The organism is Pseudomonas sp. Irchel s3a12, from assembly GCF_900187485.1.
In the GTDB taxonomy this organism is placed as follows: domain Bacteria; phylum Pseudomonadota; class Gammaproteobacteria; order Pseudomonadales; family Pseudomonadaceae; genus Aquipseudomonas; species Aquipseudomonas neuropathica.
This window is the reverse complement of sequence record NZ_FYDN01000001.1, coordinates 66,081-87,890: the sequence shown is the minus strand read 5'-3', so window position 1 is coordinate 87,890 and position 21,810 is coordinate 66,081. Positions and strand designations below refer to the sequence as shown.

Here is a 21,810-nt window from a genome sequence, read left to right as displayed (position 1 = left end):
CCATCTAAGCAGTAGTTCACCCCTCCGAGAAAATCAACTAAAAGCTTGAAAAGCTTAATTATTGTTAGAAAACTCGGGAGCCACGTCTAAAAATCGCGTGAATGTTACCAATTGTCAGTCACAGATGAGAACCGGTGCTTTAACATCCCGATGTCAGCACTTAATTCGAGTCAATGCATGATGCTCTCAGCGAACTTAGCGACTAGAAGCCCGCGCCCGACAAACGACGAACCTGGTGTTCTTACTCTGGGTCGTACCCGTGGCGTGGCTGAACATTTCAAAGCGCTAGTCGCCCAGCATATACGTACCGATATGGCGCTCGAAGCCAGCGCGTACACTAGTTCATATCAGTTGAATGAACAGTCTGGTTCGTATCGAGCGATCTTCCTGGTTATCGACAGCCCTCAGGCCCTCGAAGACAATCTTGCCCTGGTCGAGAACCTGCGCAGCGACAACTTGAAACCGATCATTTGCGCGGTCATCACCGGTCGCGGCGCCTTCAACAAGATCAAATATTATCTGGCTGGCGCGGATGTTTGTATCAAGCTCAATACCCTTTCCGACGATGGCGCCGAGTTGCTGGGCGAGTTCTTCAACAGCGAAGAATGGCAACGCGATATCGATCTGACGCTTGATCCGACGCGTATCTGCCTGATGGGCACCAGCAAGAAACTCGATATCTCGTTTGCCGAAATGAAGATCCTCGAAGCCTTCGCGCAAACCAGTAATCACATTCTGAGCCATGATGAAATCGCCAGCATCATGGGCCTCAACACCAATTTCTACGACCCTCGAGCGCTGGAGAAATCAATCAGTCGCTTGCGTGGAAAAATCAAGGACATGTATGGTACAAACGCGATTCAGAGCATTCGCGGCTATGGCTATCGCCTGCTGCGGGGTCTGATATCGACTGCCTGACTCTCGGGCAGCCATCCCATTTGCATACGTACGAAGGATCGTCTAATGCAACCATATAGCTCCCGTTCTGCTTCACGCCTGTTTGAAATCAAGCAATTGAATGAGCGCGACAACACGCCCCATAACAATAAAACTCCATAACATAGCAGCAGATCGAGTGGAATTTATCGAGGGCCAATCTTGGGCCCAGACCCTGCCTATCGATTACTTCCGAGGAAGTCATTGCTCGCCTGCCGATTTATCTTTTAGCCAATTTTGGTATGTATTCAGGAGAGAGACATGGAAACTAGTACAACCCTCCCAAGGAAATATTTTGTTGTCGTGACTCACAGTACAACGTCGCAACGCGAACTGGAGAGCATGCTGTCCAGTGAACGTTTCAATTCGTTTGAAGGGGTTGATTCGCCCTCTTCCGCTCCAATGGTGATGGAGTTCACATATCCAGGCATCAGTCGAAAAAATATCCCGCGCAGTATCGAACACGATACTCAGCGAATAGTGGCCACGCTCGAGTCCGAATGGCGCGCCGCGCAATCGGCTAATCCTTTCCAGAATGTCCCGGTCATTACCGGGGAATCCCGCAACATGCCACCTGCCGTTGAAGGTGATATGCCCGGCAATGAAACCTGGCATCTCGACCCCGCTCAGGGTGCACTGGTCAAAGAAGATGTCGAAATCAGCCTGACTGGCCTGGAAACAGCACTGGTCAGAAAAATGCTCAGCCATGAAGAGCGTGTTGTCAGTCGTGACGAGCTGATTCTCAGCATCGGTCGAGAACCGGAACAATATCGCGGCCTGGAAATGTGCCTGAGTCGCCTGCAAGACAAATTCAAAAGCGCCAGTAATGGTGAGCGACTGTTTCGTGCTGTCAGAAACCGCGGTTATTGCCTGATTCAGGAAGTCGTCGCGTAACCCCGCAAGACCTCCACGAACAGAACAAACAGAAAAAAGTGCGATTACAAAAACAACAAGAGCACTCTGTTTGGCTTGATCTTCCTCCCTGAAGTAAATATTCCCTGCCTCCACCCTCCAACAGTAACAAATACAACATACTTTATTCACCCCTCGCTCTACGACCTTTTCTAACACCCTTCTATTTAATTATTAAAAAGTTGGCACTGTGCCATCTTGTTAGAACTCGTCAGACACCATTCCAGCCAATAACTTAGTCTATTGACTGACGACAGTTCGGCATATCGATGTTGTTACCTCAGGACACTCGTTAAAACAAAAACAATAAGTCTGCATAACAACTCGGATTTCAACTGTTGAAACCTGAATGGACGTCTTTTGGGGATACCGTATGGATCTTTCTTTAAGTATCAATCGAAGCACAGGCCTCAAGGGACTGACCTTTTGGGGCCAATGGGCGCTGGCACAAGGCTTTGTCGTGACGCTGTTGTTCATACTCGCCGAGCAGCACACCGGGACGGTCGCGTTCTACTACCGGATGTGTGCAACCCTGGCGGTACTGGCGTCGGTGCCGGCGTATACGTTTAGCGGTGTTTATCGCAAGCGTGACAACTACCTGACCGGTCTCGGTCGGTTGTTCATGGGTTGGTCGATGACCATGGCGGCGCTGGCGTGCATCGCCTTTGTCTGCCAGGCCGATGAGCTGTTTTCGCGGCAGGTGATTCTGAGCTGGGCGGTGTATGGCTTCCTCGGTCAGGCGTTTCTCTACGCTCCGCTGCATGCGTTTTCCAAGTACTACCAACGGTCGCGTAAAAGCGAGCACAAGACGCTGATCGTCGGCACCGGCGAACTGGCGCTGGGTCTGGCAAAGAAGCTCAGCCAACTGGAAAATCTGCCGTTGGTAGGTTTGGTCAGCAATGGCGATGTGTCTGCACTGGGTTCCGATGCACCGCGTGTGGTCGGCGATCAGGAACAGTTGTTGGAGCTGATCGAGGCGCATGACATCCGCCGCTTGTACATCACCCTGCCGCTGTGTGAAGCCGCGAAAATCGAGGCGATTTATGGTGACTTGCTGGGTGCCAACGTCGACGTGGTGTGGGTGCCGGACTTGAACAGTCTGACGCTGCTCAATCACTCGGTGAAGGTCGTGGACGGCCTGCCGGCGATCTACTTGAACGAAAGCCCGCTGACCAGTCGCCCTACCGCTGCTTTGAGCAAGAGTCTGGTGGAAAAAACCGTGGCGTTTCTGGCGATCATCGCGCTGAGCCCGATCCTGCTGATCATTGCGCTGGCGGTGAAGATCAACTCGCCAGGCCCGGTGTTTTTCAAACAGGACCGCCATGGCTGGAACGGCAAGGTGATCAAGGTCTGGAAGTTCCGCTCGATGCGTGTTCACGATGACCGTGACGTGAAGCAGGCCAGCCGTAATGACTCGCGCATCACCGCAGTCGGTCGCTTTATTCGCCGCACTTCGCTGGATGAACTGCCGCAACTGTTCAACGTATTGCAGGGACATATGGCCCTGGTCGGCCCACGCCCGCACGCCGTCGCGCACAACAACTACTACTCGGGGAAAATCCTCGCGTACATGGCGCGTCACCGGATTAAACCAGGGATCACCGGGCTGGCCCAGATCAGCGGCTGCCGGGGTGAGACGGACACCATCGACAAGATGCAGAAGCGTGTCGAGATTGACCTGCAGTACATCAACAGCTGGTCGTTGTGGCTGGATCTGAAGATCCTGGTGAAGACACCGTTTACGTTGCTGTCGAAGGATATTTACTGAGGTTCGAAGCTGGATACCGCAAGGGGACGAAAGTCCCCTTTTTTGTGCCTGGGATTTGAGGATGGAATCGGATCTTGGATGGATGCAAAAACTGTGGGAGCGAGCCTGCTCGCGAAAGCGGCGGGTCAGGCAATGATGATACTGACTGTGCTGACGCCTTCGCGAGCAAGCTTGCTCCCACAGGGATTTGTGTTTGGCTCACGCCTTGTGGCTAGACACATAACCTGTGGGAGCTGGCTTGCCAGCGATGGCGGTGGGTCAGCCAATATCAATATTGAATGTGCCGACCTCATCGCTGGCAAGCCAGCTCCCACAGGGATTCGGGATTGGCTCGGGATTTGTGGCGTGACAAATAACCAATGTAGGAGTGAGCCTGCTCGCGATGACGGTGTGTCAGCCAATATCAATATTGAATGTGCCGACCTCATCGCTGGCAAGCCAGCTCCCACAGGGATTCGGGATTGGCTCGGGATTTGTGGCGTGACAAATAACCAATGTAGGAGTGAGCCTGCTCGCGATGCGGTGGGTCAGCCAATATCAATATTGAATGTGCCGACCTCATCGCTGGCAAGCCAGCTCCCACAGGGATTCGGGATTGGCTCGGGATTTGTGGCGTGACAAATAACCAATGTAGGAGTGAGCCTGCTCGCGATGGCGGTGGGTCAGCCAATATCAATATTGAATGTGCCGACCTCATCGCTGGCAAGCCAGCTCCCACAGGGATTCGGGATTGGCTCGGGATTTGTGGCGTGACAAATAACCAATGTAGGAGTGAGCCTGCTCGCGATGACGGTGGGTCAGGCAACAGGGATTGTCGACTGGTTTGACGCTATCGCGAGCAGGCGAAGGCCTACAGGGGATTTGTGGTTGGCTCAAGCCTTGTGACTAGACACATAACCTGTGGGAGCTGGCTTGCCAGCGATGGCGGCGGGTCAGCCAATATCAATATTGAATGTGTCGACCTCATCGCTGGCAAGCCAGCTCCCACAGGTTTCAGAGGTGCTTCGGATATCCGCGCTTACTCCGTGATCTTCTCGAAATTCCGATAAAACATGTCCCCTTCCCGGCTATCGGTCATCGAGTGCAATTGGTAGCTGCGGCTCAGTCGCGCGCCACCGTCACGGGTCAGCGGGGCCCAGACCAGGTTGGCGCGACGCATGGTCGACATGCTCATCATTTCGTCGAACGGGATCGACAGGTAGATGCCTTTGTCGAAACTACCTTCGCCATACTCCGCACTGCCCGCCGTGGTGATCGTCGCCCACGCACCAAAACGCACGCCATTGAAGAATTCGCGCGAGATGTCCAGCGTACCGCCCCAGTCCCCGGCCAGATAACGCCCGACGCTAACCGCCGCCAACGTATCGAACGGCAAATCGGTATACGCCGTGACATGCCCGGTCACCACCGAGTAATCACGCAAAGCAAAACCCTGATCGAAATCGCGCTGACGCACCCAGTTCAGATCCGCCCCCACCGACCAGCGCTCACCGGTCGGGCGGAACAACACTTCACCGCCGACACCGGCAAACATCGACTCCAGATAACCGCCATACACCATCCCATACCAGTCTTTATCCAGTTGCTCGGCATGGCTGACCTGGAATAACGGCATGGTCGTGTTAGACGTGGTCAGGTACTGACGCAAATCCGTGCGCACACGCGGCAAGCCGCTCGGCGCGTCGTAGGTGAATTTATCGAAGTTGTTGGCCAGGTTGGCACTGAGCAAACCGCTCCACCAAGTGTTGCGGTTGAAACGGTATTCAGCGTCGGCATCGGCGCTCAATTGATAGAGCAAGCCATCCGGACCGCCGACGTTCTGCTTGAAGCCCAGCCCCACGCCATAGCTGAAATGCTGCGGTGCTTCGGTGTACAGGGTCTTCTCGTTGTGTGGCATCGCCGGGTTGATCTCGGTGGTGCGGTGCAGCGACTGCAGCGGCTCTTCGTTGTTGATCACCTCGCGGAAGGTCTGGCGCGGCAAACTGGTTTCTTCCAGCGGCAAGTCGTAGCGCTTGTTGACCACAGTGAACCAGTCGATGTCGTCGTTGACGCTGTTGTCGAGAATCCGGCTCGCCCGCCCGACAGCCTTGGACGAATGGAAGTAACGCTGCTGCTCGCCATAGACGATCAGCTCGGAATCACGCTGCGTAATGCGCTCGACCTTGTAGCCGGCATTCTGCTGCAAACGCTGCGAGACGTTGGCCCAGTTGACCTGATCCATCGCCGTGGTCGGTGCCTTCGCCGGCAGCGGTTCCGGGGTCGGGTCGTAGGTCTTGGCCGGCGCTTTACGGCTGACGAAATTGGTGTGGAAGGTCACGCCGAACATCGCCGTATTACCGCGCTCCCACGCCGCGCTGACATCGACCGAATCGGTCACCTTGAATACCGCGCCAAGGTTGATCGGCGAGTCCTGTTTGATCTCGTTGTCCTTCGGCTCATGCTTGTAGTCGTTGCCTTCGAATTCGAGTTTCAGGCTGAGACGATCCCACGGCGTCTGATAGCTCACGCCACCGAAGAACGACGGCCGGCCACGGAAGTACGAACCCGAGTTGACGTCACCGGTGCCCTCGAGGGCCGGACGGGTATCGAAGCGATCGCTGACATAGCCCAACGGGTTGTCGATGTCGCCGCGATTACCGAGGTAACCCCAGGCAATCCCGGCGCTGAAATCAAAGTTGTCGTAGCGTTTGTTGGCGACGAAAAATTCACTGGAGAACAGACCGGTACCACCGATATCTCGGAAGCCCAGGGCCACATCGGGTAGCCAGTGACTTTCCTGCCACAGCCGGACTTTGACGTCGACCGCCTTGTCCTTATAGCTTTGACTACCGCTGAGGGCCTCCGAGCCGTACGGCCGGTTGGTGATCGCGGTGTAGCGGAACGAGCCTTCGAGCCAGTCCAGCGGCTGCAGCGAAACGCTGTAGCGGCTGTACGGTTCGGTGCGGTTGGCGTTGACGCTCAACTCGCCGGCCGGGGCCATGCGCGCGGTCGGCGTCTGCAGCAGACCGGTGCCACCGAAGTCATTCTGGGTAATGCGCGGCTCGGCATGAGCCAGACCGCAGGGCAATAACAACACAGCTGCAAAACGTAACTTCAACGAACCACCTCGGCCAGCTGCGTGGCAATGAATTCGGCCAACTGCTGATTCAGCTCAGGAAGAGGCGGATCAAGATCATCATTTTTCAACGGCACCAGAATCTTGCTGCCGGCCACGGGAAAGTGTCCGGACTCGCGATTCCAGTGGGCGATACCGACACGTTGCGACGCGCCGTTGGGCTGGATCAGCCACAGGTAATCGGCTTCGGCATCGGCCAGAATCGAACAGCCTTGCAGATACTCACGGGCCTCCTGCAACAGCTGATACGGCAAGCGGCACGGCTCGGCGACGGCACCGAGCACTTGCACTTCGTCGACGCGCTTCGGATAGATCAGACGATCGCCGTCATCGAGGCGAATGTTGCGCGCGAAGCCGACTTCCAACGCCACCGGATCGAGATCGGCGATCTGCCGCCCCGTTACCGGCATCTGCCGCACTTGTTCGGCAATGCGCTGCGCCAGTGCCGCCCGACTCGGCCGGTCGAACAGCATCGACATGCGTTGCAGCACATCCAGATCAAACAGCACACCGACCTTGAGCCGTGTCTGCTCATCAATCAGCGACTGCCGCAGCAAGCCGCCCGCCAGCCAATAGCCTTCGGCATTCGGCACCGCTTCGCTGATCACATCGAGCAAGCGCCCACCCGGTGGCAACGCGACCGGCCCGGGATTGGCGACATCACCCGACACCGTGACGGCCGCCTGACTCACACTCGCGACCAGCATCAAGCTCGCCGATAACATTTTCAGGCGCATCACGGCAGGTGCCTGCGATCAGGGGTCAGTTGCACGACCTTGACGCGCAACTGCGACGTCAGCTGCTGCTCGCTCTGCAAGATGAAACCGTCACGCGGGTCGACCCAGTAACGATTGGTCGCGCTCAGGCCGATGGCCGGGGCGTCAATCTGCTCATCGACACGCAGCACGGTGTATTCCTTGTCGAGAATCTGCAGGGTCTGTTCGGAACGGCGGGAGAAGCGGCTGTTGACGATCACCCCGACTTCCTGACCTTTGTAGAGGTCGATCCAGCGCCGCGTGGTGAAACCGTCAGCGACGTGATGCAGGCCCTGTTTGAACGGCGAGTCATCGGCCAGCCGCGTGCCATCGAGATCGCCTTCCAGACCCAAGCCAATGCTGCGTACGGCGAGGCCATTGCGCAGCAGTAACACTTGTTTACCGGAGGCGACCCAGAACTGCAGGTCTTCCCGTTCGCGCACCAGCGCCAGCACGCCGGAGCCGGACGGCGTGGTCAGTTTCAGTTGCGGGTAATTGACCCCGGCCACTTCGGCCGCCGACACGTCGACCTCATCCGGGCCGACGACCGCCGCTTTAAGGTTATTTAACGAAGCGCTCATCAGCGGGTTACAGCCGCACAGCAACGAGGCCGCCATCAGGCACAGGCCAACTTTCAAAATGTTCAAAGTCGGCGACCTTATTTGCTGTTGTTACTGTATTCGCTCCAGTTCTTCGCAGCGGAAGCGCCAGTGCCGACAATCGATGCCGACGGCACCAATTGGCTGATCAGACGGTTCCAGCGAGTCACGTTCGCAGGCCCGACATACACCACGTCTTGCGGGCGCACTTCGAAGTGCGAAGCGAGGGCCATGGCGGTCGGCGATTCGGCTTCCAGCTGGTAGATCTTCGCCGGTTCGACATCAAGGTTTTCCACGCCACGAATGACATACACAGCGTTGCCATTGGAGGTGGTCTGAGCCAGGCCGCCAACCGAACCCAGCACGTCGGTGAGGTTCATCGTCGCGGTCTTGAAACTCAGTGCACGCGGTTGGTTGACCTCGCCCATCACGTAGATGCGCTTGTTGTCGTTGTACGGCAGATACAGCTGATCGCCACCCTTGAGGTAGACGTTCTGCAACTCGGAATCCTGCTGATTGAGCGAGTCGAGATTGAGCGGATAAGTGCGGCCCTTACGCGTCAGCAACAGCCCGGACAAATCGGCGTTGTTGGTGTCGATGCCGGCCGAACCGAGGGCTTCGACCACGCTCAGCGGATTGGTGGAAATCGCTTGCGGGCCGGCCTTGGCCACCGCGCCGGTGACCACGACTTTCTGGCTGGCGAAACGCAACACCGCGACATCTACTTGCGGCTCGGCGATAAACGCCGACAGCCGTTGTTCAATGTCCGAGCGCAGTTGCTGGATCGTCCGGCCAGTGGCCTGGACTTCCTTGATGAACGGGTAATAGAGCGTGCCATCGGAGCGCACCAGACGGCCGTTGGCATCGATCTGTTGTTGCGCGCCGGACGGGGCCGTCAGCTCAGGGTGATCCCACACGGTGATATACAGAACATCATTGTTGCCGATGCGGTATTCGGCCGGCGTCGCCAACAGCTCCGGCGGCAGCGACTCACGCTTCTGCGTGGCGCGGTTCATGGCAATCAGCTTCGGCGTGATCGGAATCAGCTCGACCCGGCTGCTTTCGCTGGCACCCTGGCGGGTGATGTCACTGGTGCTGAGGTATTGACCGGGGGAAAACATGCAACCTTGCAAAGCGAGACTTGCCAACATTAAAAGATAAACACTACGAGTCATAATGGCACTACGCTATTCAAGGGCGAATCCAAAAACAAAGTCACCCGACTTGCGTCGGGCGACCTTGTACTGCACTAACAGAACTTCCTGTTAGTTATGCGTGCCGGTTGTACCGGTGGTACCCGTCGTACCGGTGGTACCGCCGTTGGCACTGCCACCGCTGTTAGACGCCGCTACAGCACTGGCAACCATTGCAGTACTGGCTGCGGGCGCTTGAGAAGCCGCCACGTTGCCACCTACATTGGTTACCGCTGTCAACGGTGCTTCAGCGGCGGCAGCCCAGTTGCTCAACATCGTCAACAGGGCAACTGCCATCACTTTTTTCATATCAACTCCTTTCTAACATTCGACCTGTTAAAAAACCGGCCTGAGTTAGCGGTGGTGAGTTCAAGTCCGCAAAAAGCGCGAACATGATCCGTCGTTCTTTCACAGTCTTACCCAACTGATAAAAGTCGAACGGCAGGTTTATATCTACGGATTTACAAAAGGCATTACCAGTGTAATTTCCCGACGTTATCTAACAACCTGACTGAAAATAACATTGAGCTAAATAGCCATCATCGCAAGTAGCCCTTGGGATGATTCGATTGCCAGCGCCAAGTATCAGTGACCATGTCCTGCAAGTTGCGCGTAGCTTTCCAGCCCAGCTCTTTTGCCGCCTTGGAGGCGTCGGCCCAACTCTCGGCGATATCCCCGGAGCGGCGCGGCATCATCCGGTACGGCACCGGTTGCCCGCAGGCCTGTTCGAAGGCGTGGAGCACCTGCAGCACGCTGTAGCCATCGCCGGTGCCGAGGTTCCAGGTATGAATGCCGCTGCGTTCGGAGATCGACTGCAACGCCTTCAAGTGGCCGTCCGCCAGATCGACGACGTGGATGTAATCGCGCACGCCAGTGCCATCGATTGTCGGGTAATCGTTGCCGAAGATCGACAGCTCTTGCAGGCTGCCGACCGCCACCTGACTGATGTACGGCACCAGATTATTCGGGATGCCGTTGGGGTCTTCGCCCATATGACCGCTATGGTGCGCGCCGATCGGGTTGAAGTAGCGCAGCAAGGCGATGCTCCAGCGTGGCTCGGCCAGGCTCAAGTCACGCAGGACGTTTTCAACGATCAGCTTGGACTGGCCGTAGGGATTGGTCGGATTGCCGGTGGGAAAATCCTCGCGGATCGGCATCTGCTCGGGCTCGCCATACACCGTGGCCGACGAGCTGAACACCAGGCGGAACACCCCCGCCGCCGCCATTGCCTGACACAGATTGATGCTGCCGCTGACATTGGTTTCGTAGTACTCGAGCGGCTTGCGCACGCTCTCGCCGACCGCTTTCAGGCCGGCAAAATGCAGCACCGCTTCGATGTTGTGCTCGCGGAATATCCGGTCGAGCAGTGCCCGGTCACAGACATCGCCACGGATCATCCAGGCACTCTTGCCACAAATGCCTTCAACCGCGTGCAACGCGGCTTCGCTGCTGTTGCAAAGGTTATCCAGTACGACAACTTCATAACCGGCTTCAAGCAATGCAAGTGTGGTATGCGAGCCGATATAGCCGGCGCCACCCGTTACCAGAATCTTCATAGTGCTATCCGTCTTTGGATGAGTGACAAGTAGCGTGTCAAGCCTGTTTTATTGAAGATGTGTCACACTCCACACAAACAGGCGACAACAACCGAAAACAAAACTAGTTCAATGACTGGCAATAAATATTTTTGCAGGTCACACTGTATTGCTCGTTACTTATTAGCACTCCCTGTGCGCTCATCACTATCAACAGATACCGACTAAAAATAACTAATAAAGCATTCGCCGACATCTCATAACATTGTCATGTTTTACCGGCCCAACTAATTGCCATTAACAACCTGACTCAGGTATTAAAGTAGGCCTTCAATCAATATTGAAACTTGCAGCCATTGTTTATGGCTCGCATCCGTCGCCTGTGTTCCATGACTGTCCAGGATACTTTTATGATTCGTAAATGTTTGTTCCCCGCTGCCGGCTATGGCACGCGTTTCCTGCCGGCTACCAAAGCCATGCCGAAAGAGATGCTGCCGATCGTCAACAAGCCGTTGATCGAGTACGCCGTTGAAGAAGCGCGGGACGCCGGCCTGCAACACATGGCCATCGTCACCGGTCGCGGCAAGCGTGCGCTGGAAGACCATTTCGACATCAGCTACGAACTTGAACACCAGATTCGCGGCACCGAGAAAGAGAAATTCCTCGCCGGCACCCGCGAGCTGATCGACACCTGCACCTTCTCCTACACCCGTCAGGTGGAAATGAAAGGTCTGGGCCACGCGATTCTCAGCGGTCGTCCGCTGATCGGCGATGAGCCGTTTGCCGTGGTGCTGGCCGATGACCTGTGCCTGAACCTCGAAGGTGACGGCGTGCTTACGCAGATGATTGAGCTGTACAAGAAATTCCGCTGCTCGATCGTCGCCATCCAGGAAGTCCCGGCCGACCAGACCCACAAGTACGGGGTGATCGCCGGCGAGCTGATGTCCGACGGCATCTACCGCGTCAACAACATGGTGGAAAAACCGGCCCCGCAAGACGCGCCGTCGAACCTGGCAATCATTGGCCGCTACATCCTAACCCCGGACATTTTCGATCTGATCGCCGACACCCAACCGGGCAAGGGCGGTGAAATCCAGATCACCGACGCACTGATGAAACAGGCGCAGAACGGTTGCGTGCTGGCCTACCAATTCAAAGGCCTGCGCTTTGACTGCGGTGACGCCGAGGGTTACTTGCAGGCGACCAATTTCTGCTACGAAAACGTCTATCTCAAGGGCCGCTGAGACGGCTCCCTTCACCCAACGAGGCCACCATGAACATTGCACAACATTCCGTAGAGATTGAACGCGAGGTGGGTAACCTCGGGGTGATGAGCTGGCTGTCCCGCCATCAGCCGTTGCCCAGCGCCAACGAGTCCTGGCTAGGCACGATTCTGCTGGTGGAGCGGATTGGCGTGTTTCCGGCGTCCGGTGATATCCGCCGGCCGCTGCGTGATCCCTATCCCCTGCTTGCTCATCTGAAAAAGCTGTATGGCGAGCAGGCGCTGGAAATGGATGACCGTGATGGGCTGAAGGTGATCTTCGGTGACTGGCGTTTTCGCGTGCGAATTTGCTGCAACGACCCGGCGATCATCATCAACGTTGAGACTCGGTGCGATACGCGGTTGATGCCGCAGAAGATTGCGGAGTTGCTCGAGCAAGTAGACGCCTTCGAATAACTCCCCTCACCTGATCGTTCCCACGCTCTGCGTGGGAATGCATCCAGTGACGCTCTGCGTCACCCAGCGAAGGGACGCGGAGCGTCCCGGGCGGCATTCCCACGCGGAGCGTGGGAACGATCAGTGTGGCGAAGCTTCGCAACCGCTTTGGGTGCCAGTGATCCAGCCATAAAAATAATCGGCAATGACCTTCCCGCCTGTGGCCGGCACCGGATGAATCTTGTCCGGGCCAATCATCGCCGCCGCGTAGCGCTTGACGTCGGGGCCGAACGCGCATTGCAGATTGGCGTAGCCCAGACGTTGCTCTCGCGCCCACGGCTCAAGCACCTGCGCATACGCCGACATCGGGTAAGCGCTGGAGCGCGTGGTGTCCTGACGCATGATCAGGTTGATGCTCGCCTGCGGTTGAATCTCGCGCAGCATGCCCACCAGCCCCTGAACGTTCTGCAGATACTGCGCAGGCTTCACGCCGAAACCCTGGTCATTGCCGCCGAGCATGATCAGGTAAACATCCGCGGGGATCTTCGACACGGCAGCTTTCCACTGCACCTGCCACTGCGGATCCTGGTGATAGAAATCCGCAGAAGCCGCACCCGATGCCGCGAGCTTCGAGACCCGCACGCCATTCTGATCGTTGCTCATCCACAGGCCGAACAACGTCGGCGCGCCTTTCACCACTTCCAGTTTGAAGGACCAGTCTTTCGCTGCCGAGAGGCCTGTCAGCGGTACTTCCTGCACGCCCGAACCTTCAAGCTTCAGGGGTTGCCAGTCTTGCGCGGGAGACCAGCGGTAGCGGATCTCGCTGGATTCGCCGTTGCCCAGATAAAGCAGTTTCGCCTGCGTGACAGCGGTATCGATGCGCGGCGTCGGACTCGCATCCACTTGCAACCATGCACCGGGACGGCCTGTCACCGTGCGACTGTCCGGACTCGCCTGGCCCAGGTCTGAAACCTTCCAGTCGCCGCCGAAGTACTTGTCACTGCTGCGGGTGTATTTGAAATGGGTGCCGCCCAGCGCCGCGCCGTGGTTGAAACCGACGTAACCCGGCCCGGCAAAACCCACTTCCCCGGCCACGCGCTGCACCAGTTTGTTCAGGTAAAAATCCTGTCCGGCGCTGTAGCTGTCGCCGATCACCGAGACCGACAACACCGCGCCAGCCTTGCCTTCACGCCACTGCGCAAAACGCTCGCGGGCATCGCCGACCTGAACCACCGACGCCGCGACGGGTTGAGCGTCATCTACTGCCAACATGCAAAATTTCCTTCAGTCTGAAATGGCCCACTGAATGCCGGGATGTACACAGATCAACTGTAGGAGTGAGCCTGCTCGCGATAGCGGTGGGTCAGGTAATGAAATGCTGACTGACAGACCGCAATCGCGAGCAGGCTCACTCCTACAGGGATTGTGTTCGACAAAGATCCGCTGCTCGCGAAGCTCTTAGCTGCTGTGGGTTTGCACCACTGGAGTGATGGGCGTCAAAGATTTCTTCTTCGCCGCCCGCTCCCCAAGGAACAGCACCGAAGTGAAATTGAACCGACTGAAAACCATCGACAACACCACCGGCCCGAGCAAGCCACAGCTCAAGCCACCGAGTACCAGCAGGCTTTCATCCTTTACTCCCAACCGTCCCAGCACAAACCGCGACGTCGCCGCAAACAACACATGAAACAAGAAAATCGCATACGAATAACCACCGAGCCACGTCAGCGCCTTCGACCGCACATCACTCGACAGCAAGGCGATGCAAGACACGCAACCCACGGTCAAACCAATCAGACTGCGACGATCGACAATCAACTCACGATCAATCGCCGCGACATACAACAGCGTCAGCGAGATCAGCACAAACACCAGCGGCCCGATCACCTTGAAGCGCTGCTTCAACACGTCGACATTTTCCTGGCCAATCATCCCCGCGACAAAAAACGGCAGCAGATAAATCGCACCGTTGATCCCGAACGCATCGAACTTGAACGGCGGCAGCAGAAACAACACTGCCGCAAACGCAAACAGCCCATACAAGCGCGTCGCCGAACGCAACATCCCGCGCCACTCCAGCAGCCCGACGAACATGAAAATGATGAACACCGCCTGCAGGAACCAGAAGTGGTTGATCGGCACCCAGAACGACAACAACGCGTCGATCACACCGACATCCTTGTTCACCCCCGGCCCCACCGCTTGCAACACCGAGAACGGCACACCGACGCAAAACAGCGGCACGATCAAGCGGCGCACCTTGCCGCTGAAGAACGCGGAAAAGTCATTGCCGCGGATTTTGTAGATCGAATAGATGTACCCGGAGATGAAGGTGAACAACGGCATGCGCACGTACACCATCGAATCGGCGAGCACCCGGAACGGCGAGCCGATATCGATCTTCAACCCGCCACCCAGCGGGCCGATGACGTGATAGAGCACCAGCAACAGGCACGCCAGGCCGCGCAGGGTTTCGATCTCCAGGGACTTTTTCTTGCTCGACATAAAGCACCTGCCTCAATTCAGAATTCTTGATTCAACCTGCACCGGTTTGTTCGCCCGCAGCATCAAGCCCAGCCCCACGAACAACACCGGCACCACCATCGAGAAGTGCCGGGCGAAGGAGCCGAAGTCCGGCTCGAACAGGCCTTGCACCAGCAGAAACGCCAGCGGAATGGCGATCAGTTCCTTGGGTTTGGTCTGGATCGGCGCGCCCTTGTAGTCGGTCGAGGTGATGACTTTGAACAACAGCAACGCGGTCATGATCATCAACGCGACGAAGATCACCTGACCCGGGCCGGACAGCAGAATCAGCTCCACCGGGAATGACAAGCGGAAGAAAATGATCATCGAGTCCAGCGCCTGCGAAACGAAGTCGCTGCCGCTGAGCCACGACACGATCAACGATTTCGAGCCCTCCTCGCCCGCCGTGCGTAACTCGTTGTTACTGGCGCGGATCGACGACACCGGAAAGCCCAGGGCGAGCTGGATCGACATCGCCACCGCCAGATAAAACAAGAACAGCATCAGGAAGAACGTCGTGCGCGACACGTACTTTTTCATCACACAGACGCCGACCCACGACAGCGAAAACAGAATCCAGTAAGGCCGGATCAGCACGCCGTAGATCACCGCCGAGAGGAAAAATCCGCCGCGATATTTTCGCGTCAGCGAGCTGAGCAAAATGCTCAACACCGCCACCGACACAATGATTTCCTTGGTCAGGTTCTCCAGGAAAAACGAACGCACAATGCCCCACAGACACAGGGTGCCAAAGATCGCCAACGGCATGCGCCGAAACACCACCACCGGAATCGCCGTGAGGAAAAAATTGCAGAACATGCCGTAGGCCCAGGCATTGGTCAGGTTGATCCCGGTGGGCCGCAGCAGGAATGCCGAACACTCGTAGGACGAGCGATCGGGCGAGAACGGGTTCCAGAAATTGCAGTTGTCGGCACGCGCGTAGGACGACCACAAGGTCATCGCATCCGGCCCAGGATCACGTGGGATCAACAGCGGCATCGCCACCGAGAGAAACAGCCCGGTGAAGAGGATCAGGAATGAGATCGACGAATCGAGTCGCTTGCCACGAAACTCGATGCACGGCAGCTTCAGGCCCATGACAACGCAGCCTTTTTCCCGGCCGTTGCGCGGGTCAGCACGGCAATCACCAGCAGTTGTACGATGATCGCGAAGACGTTGCCCCACGCCGCGCCGTAGATCGAATAGTGCTTGATCAACACATAGCTGACCGGCACCGAAATCAACAAACAAATGGCAGCGCTGGCCAGTGACACCCGGCTGTTTTTCGAAGCAATCAGACCGCCCCAGACGATGTCGCCAATCGCGCGCAAAGCGAAGGAAAAAATCAGCACGCCGAGGATCGCATTGTCCGGACGCGGCACGCTGGTGGCGACGTAATCGAGCACCACGTTGAAAAACACATAGATCGCCACTGCCACCGCAGCCGACACGACAAGCGAGCGCATGACCCACTTGTTGATGAACAGTTGCTTGACCGTGAATGCCTGCTGATCAGCCTGAAAACGCTTGGCCAACACCGGAATGCCGACCACCGCCACCACCGCATACGACAGCGCCTGCAAGGTGTTGGCCGCTGACCACGCGTACACGTATTGACCCAGTTTGGCGTACGGTTCGAGGTCGGCGATCAGAAACCGCTCGGCGTACTGACTCAACGCGATCAACCCGGTGCCGAGGTAAAACGGTAATCCCGCTTTCCACACAGTAGCAGTGGCCAGCGTCCCGGCTTCTCGGCCGTGATGAACGTTCACCACGATCAGGTAACCGGCGATGATCACCAGCACGTTGGCGACCACCCACAGCCACAACACACTGGCGATTCCCGAGACCCAACCGAGCATCATCCCGCCAACGGCCAACACCGCCCATAGGCCGGTCTTGATGAAAAACAACAGCGCACCGGCCGTGGCTTTCTGCGCGGAAAACACGAACGAGTTGATCTCGAACGACAGGTGCTCAGTGAGCAACACCAGCGTCACGCAGAGAATCAGCGCGGCGCTCGCTTCAACTGTCTGGAACAGTGAATAAATCAGCACCGTCACCACCGACAGCACCAGCCCCACCGCTAGATACAGCAGCAGAACCTTGTCGACCACGCGGCGCGAACTGCCGCCGACGCTGATCAACCGATTGATCTCGGAACTGAAACCGACGCTGTAGAACTTCGACGCAATCAGCGACGCCGCGACCACCACACCGTAAAAACCCAGCGCTTCATACCCGAGGTAATGGGTGATCGCCAACACCAGCAAAAACTTCGCGCCCAATGCACCGCCACGAAGCAGTAGCCGAAATATCATCGAACGACACCTTTGATGATCTCGTCCATGGCCACGGTTTTTGCCTCGATCTCACGGCAGGTATCTGTCAGGCGTTTGCCGAAGTTAGACAGCGCATTCGGCGCGTAAACCGTGTCGATGATGGTGTCGACGTTGATGTCGCCGCCGTTGATCACCCAGTCTTCCACGCCCATGTCCTGATAGGCGCCGAAGCCTTTGCGTTCGTAGCTGATGTGGTACGCCGGCACGCCGGAGAGCAGCGACTCGATGGCGCCGTGCAGGCGCACGGAAATCACCAGGTCCGGCTGGTATTTGGCAATCGTTGCTTTCAACGACAACAGGTCTTCGCTGATGCCCAACTCGCGATAGAACGCGCCGTCATCGTTGCCGCGTACCGCGCTCTGTACGGCGCAGACCACTTTGCTTTTGTTCTTCAGGCGCTGCAGCAGCAACTTCAGATTGGCGACGTAAGCGACTTTCTTTTCCTTGCTCCACTCCGGCGGCTTGCGCAGCACCACGCAGACTGTGGCTGGCGACGACGCGCAGCGGGTGAATTTTGCTTGCTGAAGGATTTTGCTCGCCAGCGATTGCACGGCCAGATCCGGCGCGCGGTAGACGTTTGCGCAGGCATCGAAAATGGCCGAAGAGCGGTTGTCACGGACGAATACCGCGTCGGCGCTGGCGTAATGCTCGACGATCTTGCTGCTTTCGCCATGGAACGGGCCGATGCTTTGCGGCAGGTACACCGACGGCACTTTGCTGAGGATCGCGGTTTCCAGTTGCTTGGCGTGGCCGAGTTTCAGCTTGATATGTTCGAAAGCACTTTTCGAGCGCATGTAGCCGCCGCCGACGCCGACGATCAGGTCGGTTTTCTTCAACAGATCCGCCAGCCCGGCGTAGGACTGGTTGAGGAACACCGCTTGCTTGACCCGGCCCAAACCCTTGGCCGCCATCACCGGCGCGTCGAAACGCGGGTGCGGCAAATAGCTGAAAGAATCCGGATCGGAAGCCACGACACTGATCGCGGTGTCTTCGCCAAAGTTGCGCTGCACCAGGGCAATGGCCAGATCGACGAGCAAGCCGTCACCGGAGTTGGACGCACTGTAGCCATGCAAAATCGTTACGTTCATATGCTTGAGTTCTACTTAAAAAGTGGGAGCGCGATACAGGTCGTAGGTCTGGCGAATCATCAACGCGGCGCTGAAACGCTCGCGGACAATGCTCCGTCCTTCGTTGCCGAGGTCGAGCAAGCGTGGCTTCTGGATAATCGTCAGCACGTCGGCCAATGCCTGGTGATCACCGGACGGGAAGACATAACCGGAGACTTCATTGGTGACCAGTTCCGGTAGCGAGGTGCAGTTGCTGGCGATTACCGGCAAACCCATGGCCATGCCCTCCAGCGGCACCATGGCGAAACCTTCCCAGCGACTCGGCACAATCAGCGCATCGGCTTTCTGATACAGCGCCTGCACTTCGCTCGGCGTGACCCATGGCAGGTATTCAACAGAGTCCATCGGCGGGCACTCCACCGCGTCCTCGTTCACCGCACTGCCGACCACGGTCAGCTTCAAGTCTTTGCGCTGCACGTTGGCGAAGGCCTTGAGCAGCACGTCGAAGCCTTTCTGATAATCGAGGCGACCGACGAAGAGCAGATGAATCGGCTCGGGACTCGCCGCTTTTGGCGCGTCATCCTTGCGGTGAATGCCGTTGTAGATCAGCTTCATGCGCTTGCGCTCGATGCCGAAACGCGCGGCTTTGTCGAGTTCGTACTGGCTGACGCAAATGATCACGTCGGTGACTTTCTGCAGCACCCGCTCGATCCACGCATAGACTTTCTGCTTGGTCGGCGAGCTTTCCATCAAGAATGAAAACGCGTGCGGGCAGTAGACGATTTTCGGCTTGCGCCACGGTCGCAGCAGCACACATACGCACCGGCCGATCACCCCGGAAAAGGTGCTGTGCAAATGCACCACATCGGGTTTTTCCTTGAGCATTACCTGGGTCAGGCGCCAGGCGAAACGCAGCAACGACGGCACGTTGCGCCCGGTGCGGGGAAAGGTGCGGATCTGCTGCGCGCCGATACCGTGCAACTCTTTGGCCTGATCATCCGGGACCAGATACACCAGCTCGTAGTTCGCCGCATCGCCTTCAGGCGAAGCCGAAATCGTCCGGATCACCGTCGCGACGCCACCTTTGATCGTCTCTGCCACGTGCAGTATTTTCTTCACAAATCACCCACTTCAAACAGGAAAAAACAGTCGCTGACAGTCAGGATTTGTCGGACGCGTATTCGTAGTTGTAATAGCCGTAACCGCCATTGCCGTAGTAGCTGGCCGCACGCTTCTCGACGCCGTTGAACACCGCGCCTTTCAACTCGATGCCGTTCTGCGCGAAGCGGCGAATGGTCAGTTCGATCTCTTTGGCCGGGTTCACCCCGAAGCGCGTGACGATCAGGCTGATCCCGGCTTCACGGCCGACGATGGCCGCATCGGTCACCGCCAGCAGCGGCGGCGTATCGATGATCACCAGATCGTAGCGCTCGCTCAGTTCCGCCAACAGCTCGCGGAAGTTGGCGTGCATCAACAGCTCGGAAGGATTCGGCGGCACCTGGCCACGGCTGATGAAGTGCAGGTTGTCGATTTCGACCTTGTTGATTGCCTGATCGATGCTGCAGCGCTTGACCAGCAGATCGGACAAGCCGTTGGTGATCGGCGTGTTGAGGGTTTTGTGCAGGTGACCTTTGCGCATGTCGGCATCGATCAGCACCACGCGCTGACCGCTCAACGCCATGACCGCTGCGAGGTTGGACGAGACGAAGGTCTTGCCGACCTGTGGGCTCGGCCCGGAAATCATGATGCGGTTGTTGGTCGAATCGAGCCCGGCAAAGTGTAGGCAGGTGCGCAGGCTGCGGATCGATTCAATCGACAGATCCGTGGGATTACGCAGGGCCAGCAGGTACGCCGGTTTGTCGACACCGTCGCGGGCGCGGCCTTTTTTGTTGTCTTCTTCATCCTGCAAGGCGCTGTACGGAATCGACGCGTACACCGGCAAACCGAGTTGCTCGATGGCTTCCGGGCCTTCCAGACCACGGCTCAGGGATTTGCGCAGCAGCACCAGCGCCACGCCGACAAAAGCGCCGAGGAAGGTGGCGATCAGCACGATCAGGGCTTTTTTCGGTTTGACCGGACTGGTCAGGTCGACATCCGCTGCGTCGACCAGACGCACGTTACCCACGGCACCGGCGCGGACGATGTCCAGCTCTTGGGATTTGTTCAGCAACTGCGTGTAGATCTGCGAGGCCACTTCGACATCGCGGGTCAGGTTGAGCAGCTCTTGTTGCGTGGCAGGCAGATCACCAACCTTGCCTTCCAGCGACTTCTGTTGCTGGGTCAGTTCGCCGATCTGGCTCATCAACGCGCGATAGGCCGGGTGCTGTTTGGTGAACTTGCGATCCATCTCCGCCTGCTGCATTTTCAGCTCGGAGATCCGCGTTTCCAGCGCTACCGACTGACCGAGCACCGACTGGGTTTCCAGCGAGATGTTCACGGTCTTGCCGTGGGTCTGATAGGCGTTCAGCGCATCGCTGGCCTTGGCCAGATCACGCTTGACCTGCGGCAACTGGCTTTGCAGAAAAGCCAGACTCTGCGCTGCTTCCGCCGAGGTGCGGCGCACGTTCTGATCGACGTACAGCGCGGCGATCTTGTTGAGGATCTTCACCGCTTCGGCGGCGTCGCTGCTGGCCAGCGCCAGTTTGATAATCCCCGATTCCTTGCCCTGTTCGGAGATATCCAGTGCGTCCTGATAGCCCTGAATGGTCACGATTCGCGGATTGCGCACCACTTCGAAACGCGTACCGGGATTCGCCAACAACTGGGTGATTTGCCCTTCTACGCCATCCTGCGCGAAGGCTTCACCGGCGACGCCTTCGACCAGCAGGTTGTCGTTGTCATCGAGTAACTGGAAGTGCTTCTGTTCCCCGGCGATCAGGGTAAGTTTCTTGCCCAACAGTTCTTTCGGCAGATTGAGCCGGGCGAACTCCAGACGCTCACCACCCCAGGCGTAACTGTTCAGACCGAAACGCGGCGCCGCGACACTGGTTTCAGTTTCGCCGCGATAACGCCGGGCGAGAAAGCCGCCAATCATCGGGAAGGTGTTGGGGGTGACATCGATGTCCAGCCGCAGGTCGTCGACGGTTTTGCCGATCACCGCGCGGGATTTGATGATGCCGATTTCGGTCACCGACGGCGATTGCCCACCGAGCATGCTGTTGAGGTCGGAAAACCCGAGCATGTCGTTCTTCTTCGGCTCGACCTGCACCAGCGCATTGGCCAGGTACACGGGCGTGGCCAAAACCGCGTACGCGACACCGGTGACCATGAAGGCGCCGGTGAGCGCGCCGATCAACCATTTCTGGTCGATCAAACTGCCGAATATGCCGAGAAGATCAATACTGTCTTGATCATTGTCGCGGGTGCCGATGACGGACGGTAACTGCATAAGTCTGTTCTTACCATTCA

Annotated in this window: 18 protein-coding genes; 5 read left to right on the top strand and 13 right to left on the bottom strand. The window is 57.4% G+C overall.

What is annotated here, in order from left to right; genetic code table 11:
• The first annotated feature begins 177 nt into the window (after positions 1-177).
• The 3 genes from CKW14_RS00395 (at position 178) to CKW14_RS00385 (ending at position 3,616) form a co-directional block, all read left to right on the top strand.
• Positions 178-918 carry a winged helix-turn-helix domain-containing protein gene (locus tag CKW14_RS00395; RefSeq protein ID WP_095124342.1) on the top strand — a complete coding sequence of 247 codons (741 nt, stop codon included), beginning with the start codon at positions 178-180 and terminating at the stop codon, positions 916-918.
• A gap of 279 nt (positions 919-1,197) precedes the next feature.
• The gene (locus CKW14_RS00390; RefSeq protein ID WP_093433774.1) at positions 1,198-1,830 is read left to right on the top strand and encodes a winged helix-turn-helix domain-containing protein; all 633 of its coding nucleotides are present in this window, start codon (positions 1,198-1,200) and stop codon (positions 1,828-1,830) included.
• Between the two features lie 391 nt (positions 1,831-2,221).
• Complete coding sequence (locus tag CKW14_RS00385; RefSeq protein ID WP_007950006.1) at positions 2,222-3,616, top strand: undecaprenyl-phosphate glucose phosphotransferase; 1,395 nt, start codon at positions 2,222-2,224, stop codon at positions 3,614-3,616.
• Positions 3,617-4,634: 1,018 nt separating this feature from the next.
• On the opposite strand, the gene CKW14_RS00365 is transcribed toward CKW14_RS00385, so the two are convergent.
• From CKW14_RS00365 to galE, 6 genes are all read right to left on the bottom strand, one after another.
• Positions 4,635-6,713, bottom strand: a complete 2,079-nt coding sequence (locus CKW14_RS00365) for a YjbH domain-containing protein (protein ID WP_095050495.1) — start codon at positions 6,711-6,713, stop codon at positions 4,635-4,637.
• Complete coding sequence (locus CKW14_RS00360; RefSeq protein ID WP_095124339.1) at positions 6,710-7,468, bottom strand: capsule biosynthesis GfcC family protein; 759 nt, start codon at positions 7,466-7,468, stop codon at positions 6,710-6,712. Before CKW14_RS00360 ends, CKW14_RS00365 begins: the two co-directional genes overlap by 4 nt.
• Complete coding sequence (locus tag CKW14_RS00355; protein ID WP_095050493.1) at positions 7,468-8,133, bottom strand: YjbF family lipoprotein; 666 nt, start codon at positions 8,131-8,133, stop codon at positions 7,468-7,470. The genes CKW14_RS00360 and CKW14_RS00355 overlap by 1 nt, the downstream gene beginning before the upstream one ends.
• A gap of 11 nt (positions 8,134-8,144) precedes the next feature.
• A complete protein-coding gene (locus tag CKW14_RS00350; RefSeq protein WP_049802139.1) occupies positions 8,145-9,206 on the bottom strand; it encodes a polysaccharide biosynthesis/export family protein in 1,062 nt (353 codons plus the stop codon).
• Positions 9,207-9,350: 144 nt separating this feature from the next.
• Entirely contained in the window at positions 9,351-9,587 is a 237-nt protein-coding gene (locus CKW14_RS00345) for a hypothetical protein (protein WP_007910552.1), read from the bottom strand.
• Positions 9,588-9,817: 230 nt separating this feature from the next.
• Positions 9,818-10,834, bottom strand: a complete 1,017-nt coding sequence (galE, locus tag CKW14_RS00340) for a UDP-glucose 4-epimerase GalE (RefSeq protein ID WP_095124338.1) — start codon at positions 10,832-10,834, stop codon at positions 9,818-9,820.
• A gap of 389 nt (positions 10,835-11,223) precedes the next feature.
• On the opposite strand from galE, the gene galU reads away from it, so the two are divergent.
• Together galU and CKW14_RS00330 are read left to right on the top strand one after the other, a co-directional pair.
• A complete protein-coding gene (gene galU, locus CKW14_RS00335) occupies positions 11,224-12,057 on the top strand; it encodes a UTP--glucose-1-phosphate uridylyltransferase GalU (RefSeq protein WP_093433753.1) in 834 nt (277 codons plus the stop codon).
• 29 nt (positions 12,058-12,086) lie between these two features.
• The gene (locus tag CKW14_RS00330) at positions 12,087-12,491 is read left to right on the top strand and encodes a mannose-1-phosphate guanylyltransferase (protein WP_095050491.1); all 405 of its coding nucleotides are present in this window, start codon (positions 12,087-12,089) and stop codon (positions 12,489-12,491) included.
• 120 nt (positions 12,492-12,611) lie between these two features.
• On the opposite strand, the gene CKW14_RS00325 is transcribed toward CKW14_RS00330, so the two are convergent.
• The 7 genes from CKW14_RS00325 to CKW14_RS00295 form a co-directional block, all read right to left on the bottom strand.
• A complete protein-coding gene (locus CKW14_RS00325) occupies positions 12,612-13,742 on the bottom strand; it encodes a GDSL-type esterase/lipase family protein (protein ID WP_095124337.1) in 1,131 nt (376 codons plus the stop codon).
• A gap of 186 nt (positions 13,743-13,928) precedes the next feature.
• Positions 13,929-14,975, bottom strand: coding sequence for an acyltransferase family protein (locus CKW14_RS00320; protein ID WP_095124336.1), 1,047 nt, complete (start codon positions 14,973-14,975; stop codon positions 13,929-13,931).
• A 12-nt stretch (positions 14,976-14,987) separates the two neighbouring features.
• Complete coding sequence (locus CKW14_RS00315) at positions 14,988-16,091, bottom strand: hypothetical protein (protein ID WP_095050487.1); 1,104 nt, start codon at positions 16,089-16,091, stop codon at positions 14,988-14,990.
• Complete coding sequence (locus CKW14_RS00310) at positions 16,082-17,314, bottom strand: oligosaccharide flippase family protein (RefSeq protein ID WP_095124335.1); 1,233 nt, start codon at positions 17,312-17,314, stop codon at positions 16,082-16,084. The genes CKW14_RS00315 and CKW14_RS00310 overlap by 10 nt, the downstream gene beginning before the upstream one ends.
• On the bottom strand, positions 17,311-18,423 hold the full coding sequence (locus CKW14_RS00305; RefSeq protein ID WP_095124334.1) for a polysaccharide pyruvyl transferase family protein: 1,113 nt from the start codon (positions 18,421-18,423) through the stop codon (positions 17,311-17,313). Before CKW14_RS00305 ends, CKW14_RS00310 begins: the two co-directional genes overlap by 4 nt.
• Before the next feature lie 15 nt (positions 18,424-18,438).
• Positions 18,439-19,521 carry a glycosyltransferase family 4 protein gene (locus CKW14_RS00300; RefSeq protein WP_095124333.1) on the bottom strand — a complete coding sequence of 361 codons (1,083 nt, stop codon included), beginning with the start codon at positions 19,519-19,521 and terminating at the stop codon, positions 18,439-18,441.
• 40 nt (positions 19,522-19,561) lie between these two features.
• The gene (locus CKW14_RS00295; RefSeq protein WP_095124332.1) at positions 19,562-21,790 is read right to left on the bottom strand and encodes a polysaccharide biosynthesis tyrosine autokinase; all 2,229 of its coding nucleotides are present in this window, start codon (positions 21,788-21,790) and stop codon (positions 19,562-19,564) included.
• Between the last annotated feature and the right edge of the window lie 20 nt (positions 21,791-21,810).

Bases quoted from the DNA above. Each gene is read 5' to 3' on its own strand.
- CKW14_RS00305 (WP_095124334.1), bottom strand. From the start codon at position 18,423: ATGAACGTAACGATTTTGCATGGCTACAGTGCGTCCAACTCCGGTGAC.
- CKW14_RS00395 (WP_095124342.1), top strand. From the start codon at position 178: ATGATGCTCTCAGCGAACTTAGCGACTAGAAGCCCGCGCCCGACAAAC.
- CKW14_RS00360 (WP_095124339.1), bottom strand. From the start codon at position 7,468: ATGCGCCTGAAAATGTTATCGGCGAGCTTGATGCTGGTCGCGAGTGTG.
- CKW14_RS00345 (WP_007910552.1), bottom strand. From the start codon at position 9,587: ATGAAAAAAGTGATGGCAGTTGCCCTGTTGACGATGTTGAGCAACTGG.
- CKW14_RS00385 (WP_007950006.1), top strand. From the start codon at position 2,222: ATGGATCTTTCTTTAAGTATCAATCGAAGCACAGGCCTCAAGGGACTG.
- CKW14_RS00330 (WP_095050491.1), top strand. From the start codon at position 12,087: ATGAACATTGCACAACATTCCGTAGAGATTGAACGCGAGGTGGGTAAC.
- CKW14_RS00310 (WP_095124335.1), bottom strand. From the start codon at position 17,314: ATGATATTTCGGCTACTGCTTCGTGGCGGTGCATTGGGCGCGAAGTTT.
- CKW14_RS00350 (WP_049802139.1), bottom strand. From the start codon at position 9,206: ATGTTTTCCCCCGGTCAATACCTCAGCACCAGTGACATCACCCGCCAG.
- CKW14_RS00295 (WP_095124332.1), bottom strand. From the start codon at position 21,790: ATGCAGTTACCGTCCGTCATCGGCACCCGCGACAATGATCAAGACAGT.
- galU (WP_093433753.1), top strand. From the start codon at position 11,224: ATGATTCGTAAATGTTTGTTCCCCGCTGCCGGCTATGGCACGCGTTTC.
- galE (WP_095124338.1), bottom strand. From the start codon at position 10,834: ATGAAGATTCTGGTAACGGGTGGCGCCGGCTATATCGGCTCGCATACC.
- CKW14_RS00315 (WP_095050487.1), bottom strand. From the start codon at position 16,091: ATGGGCCTGAAGCTGCCGTGCATCGAGTTTCGTGGCAAGCGACTCGAT.
- CKW14_RS00320 (WP_095124336.1), bottom strand. From the start codon at position 14,975: ATGTCGAGCAAGAAAAAGTCCCTGGAGATCGAAACCCTGCGCGGCCTG.
- CKW14_RS00390 (WP_093433774.1), top strand. From the start codon at position 1,198: ATGGAAACTAGTACAACCCTCCCAAGGAAATATTTTGTTGTCGTGACT.
- CKW14_RS00325 (WP_095124337.1), bottom strand. From the start codon at position 13,742: ATGTTGGCAGTAGATGACGCTCAACCCGTCGCGGCGTCGGTGGTTCAG.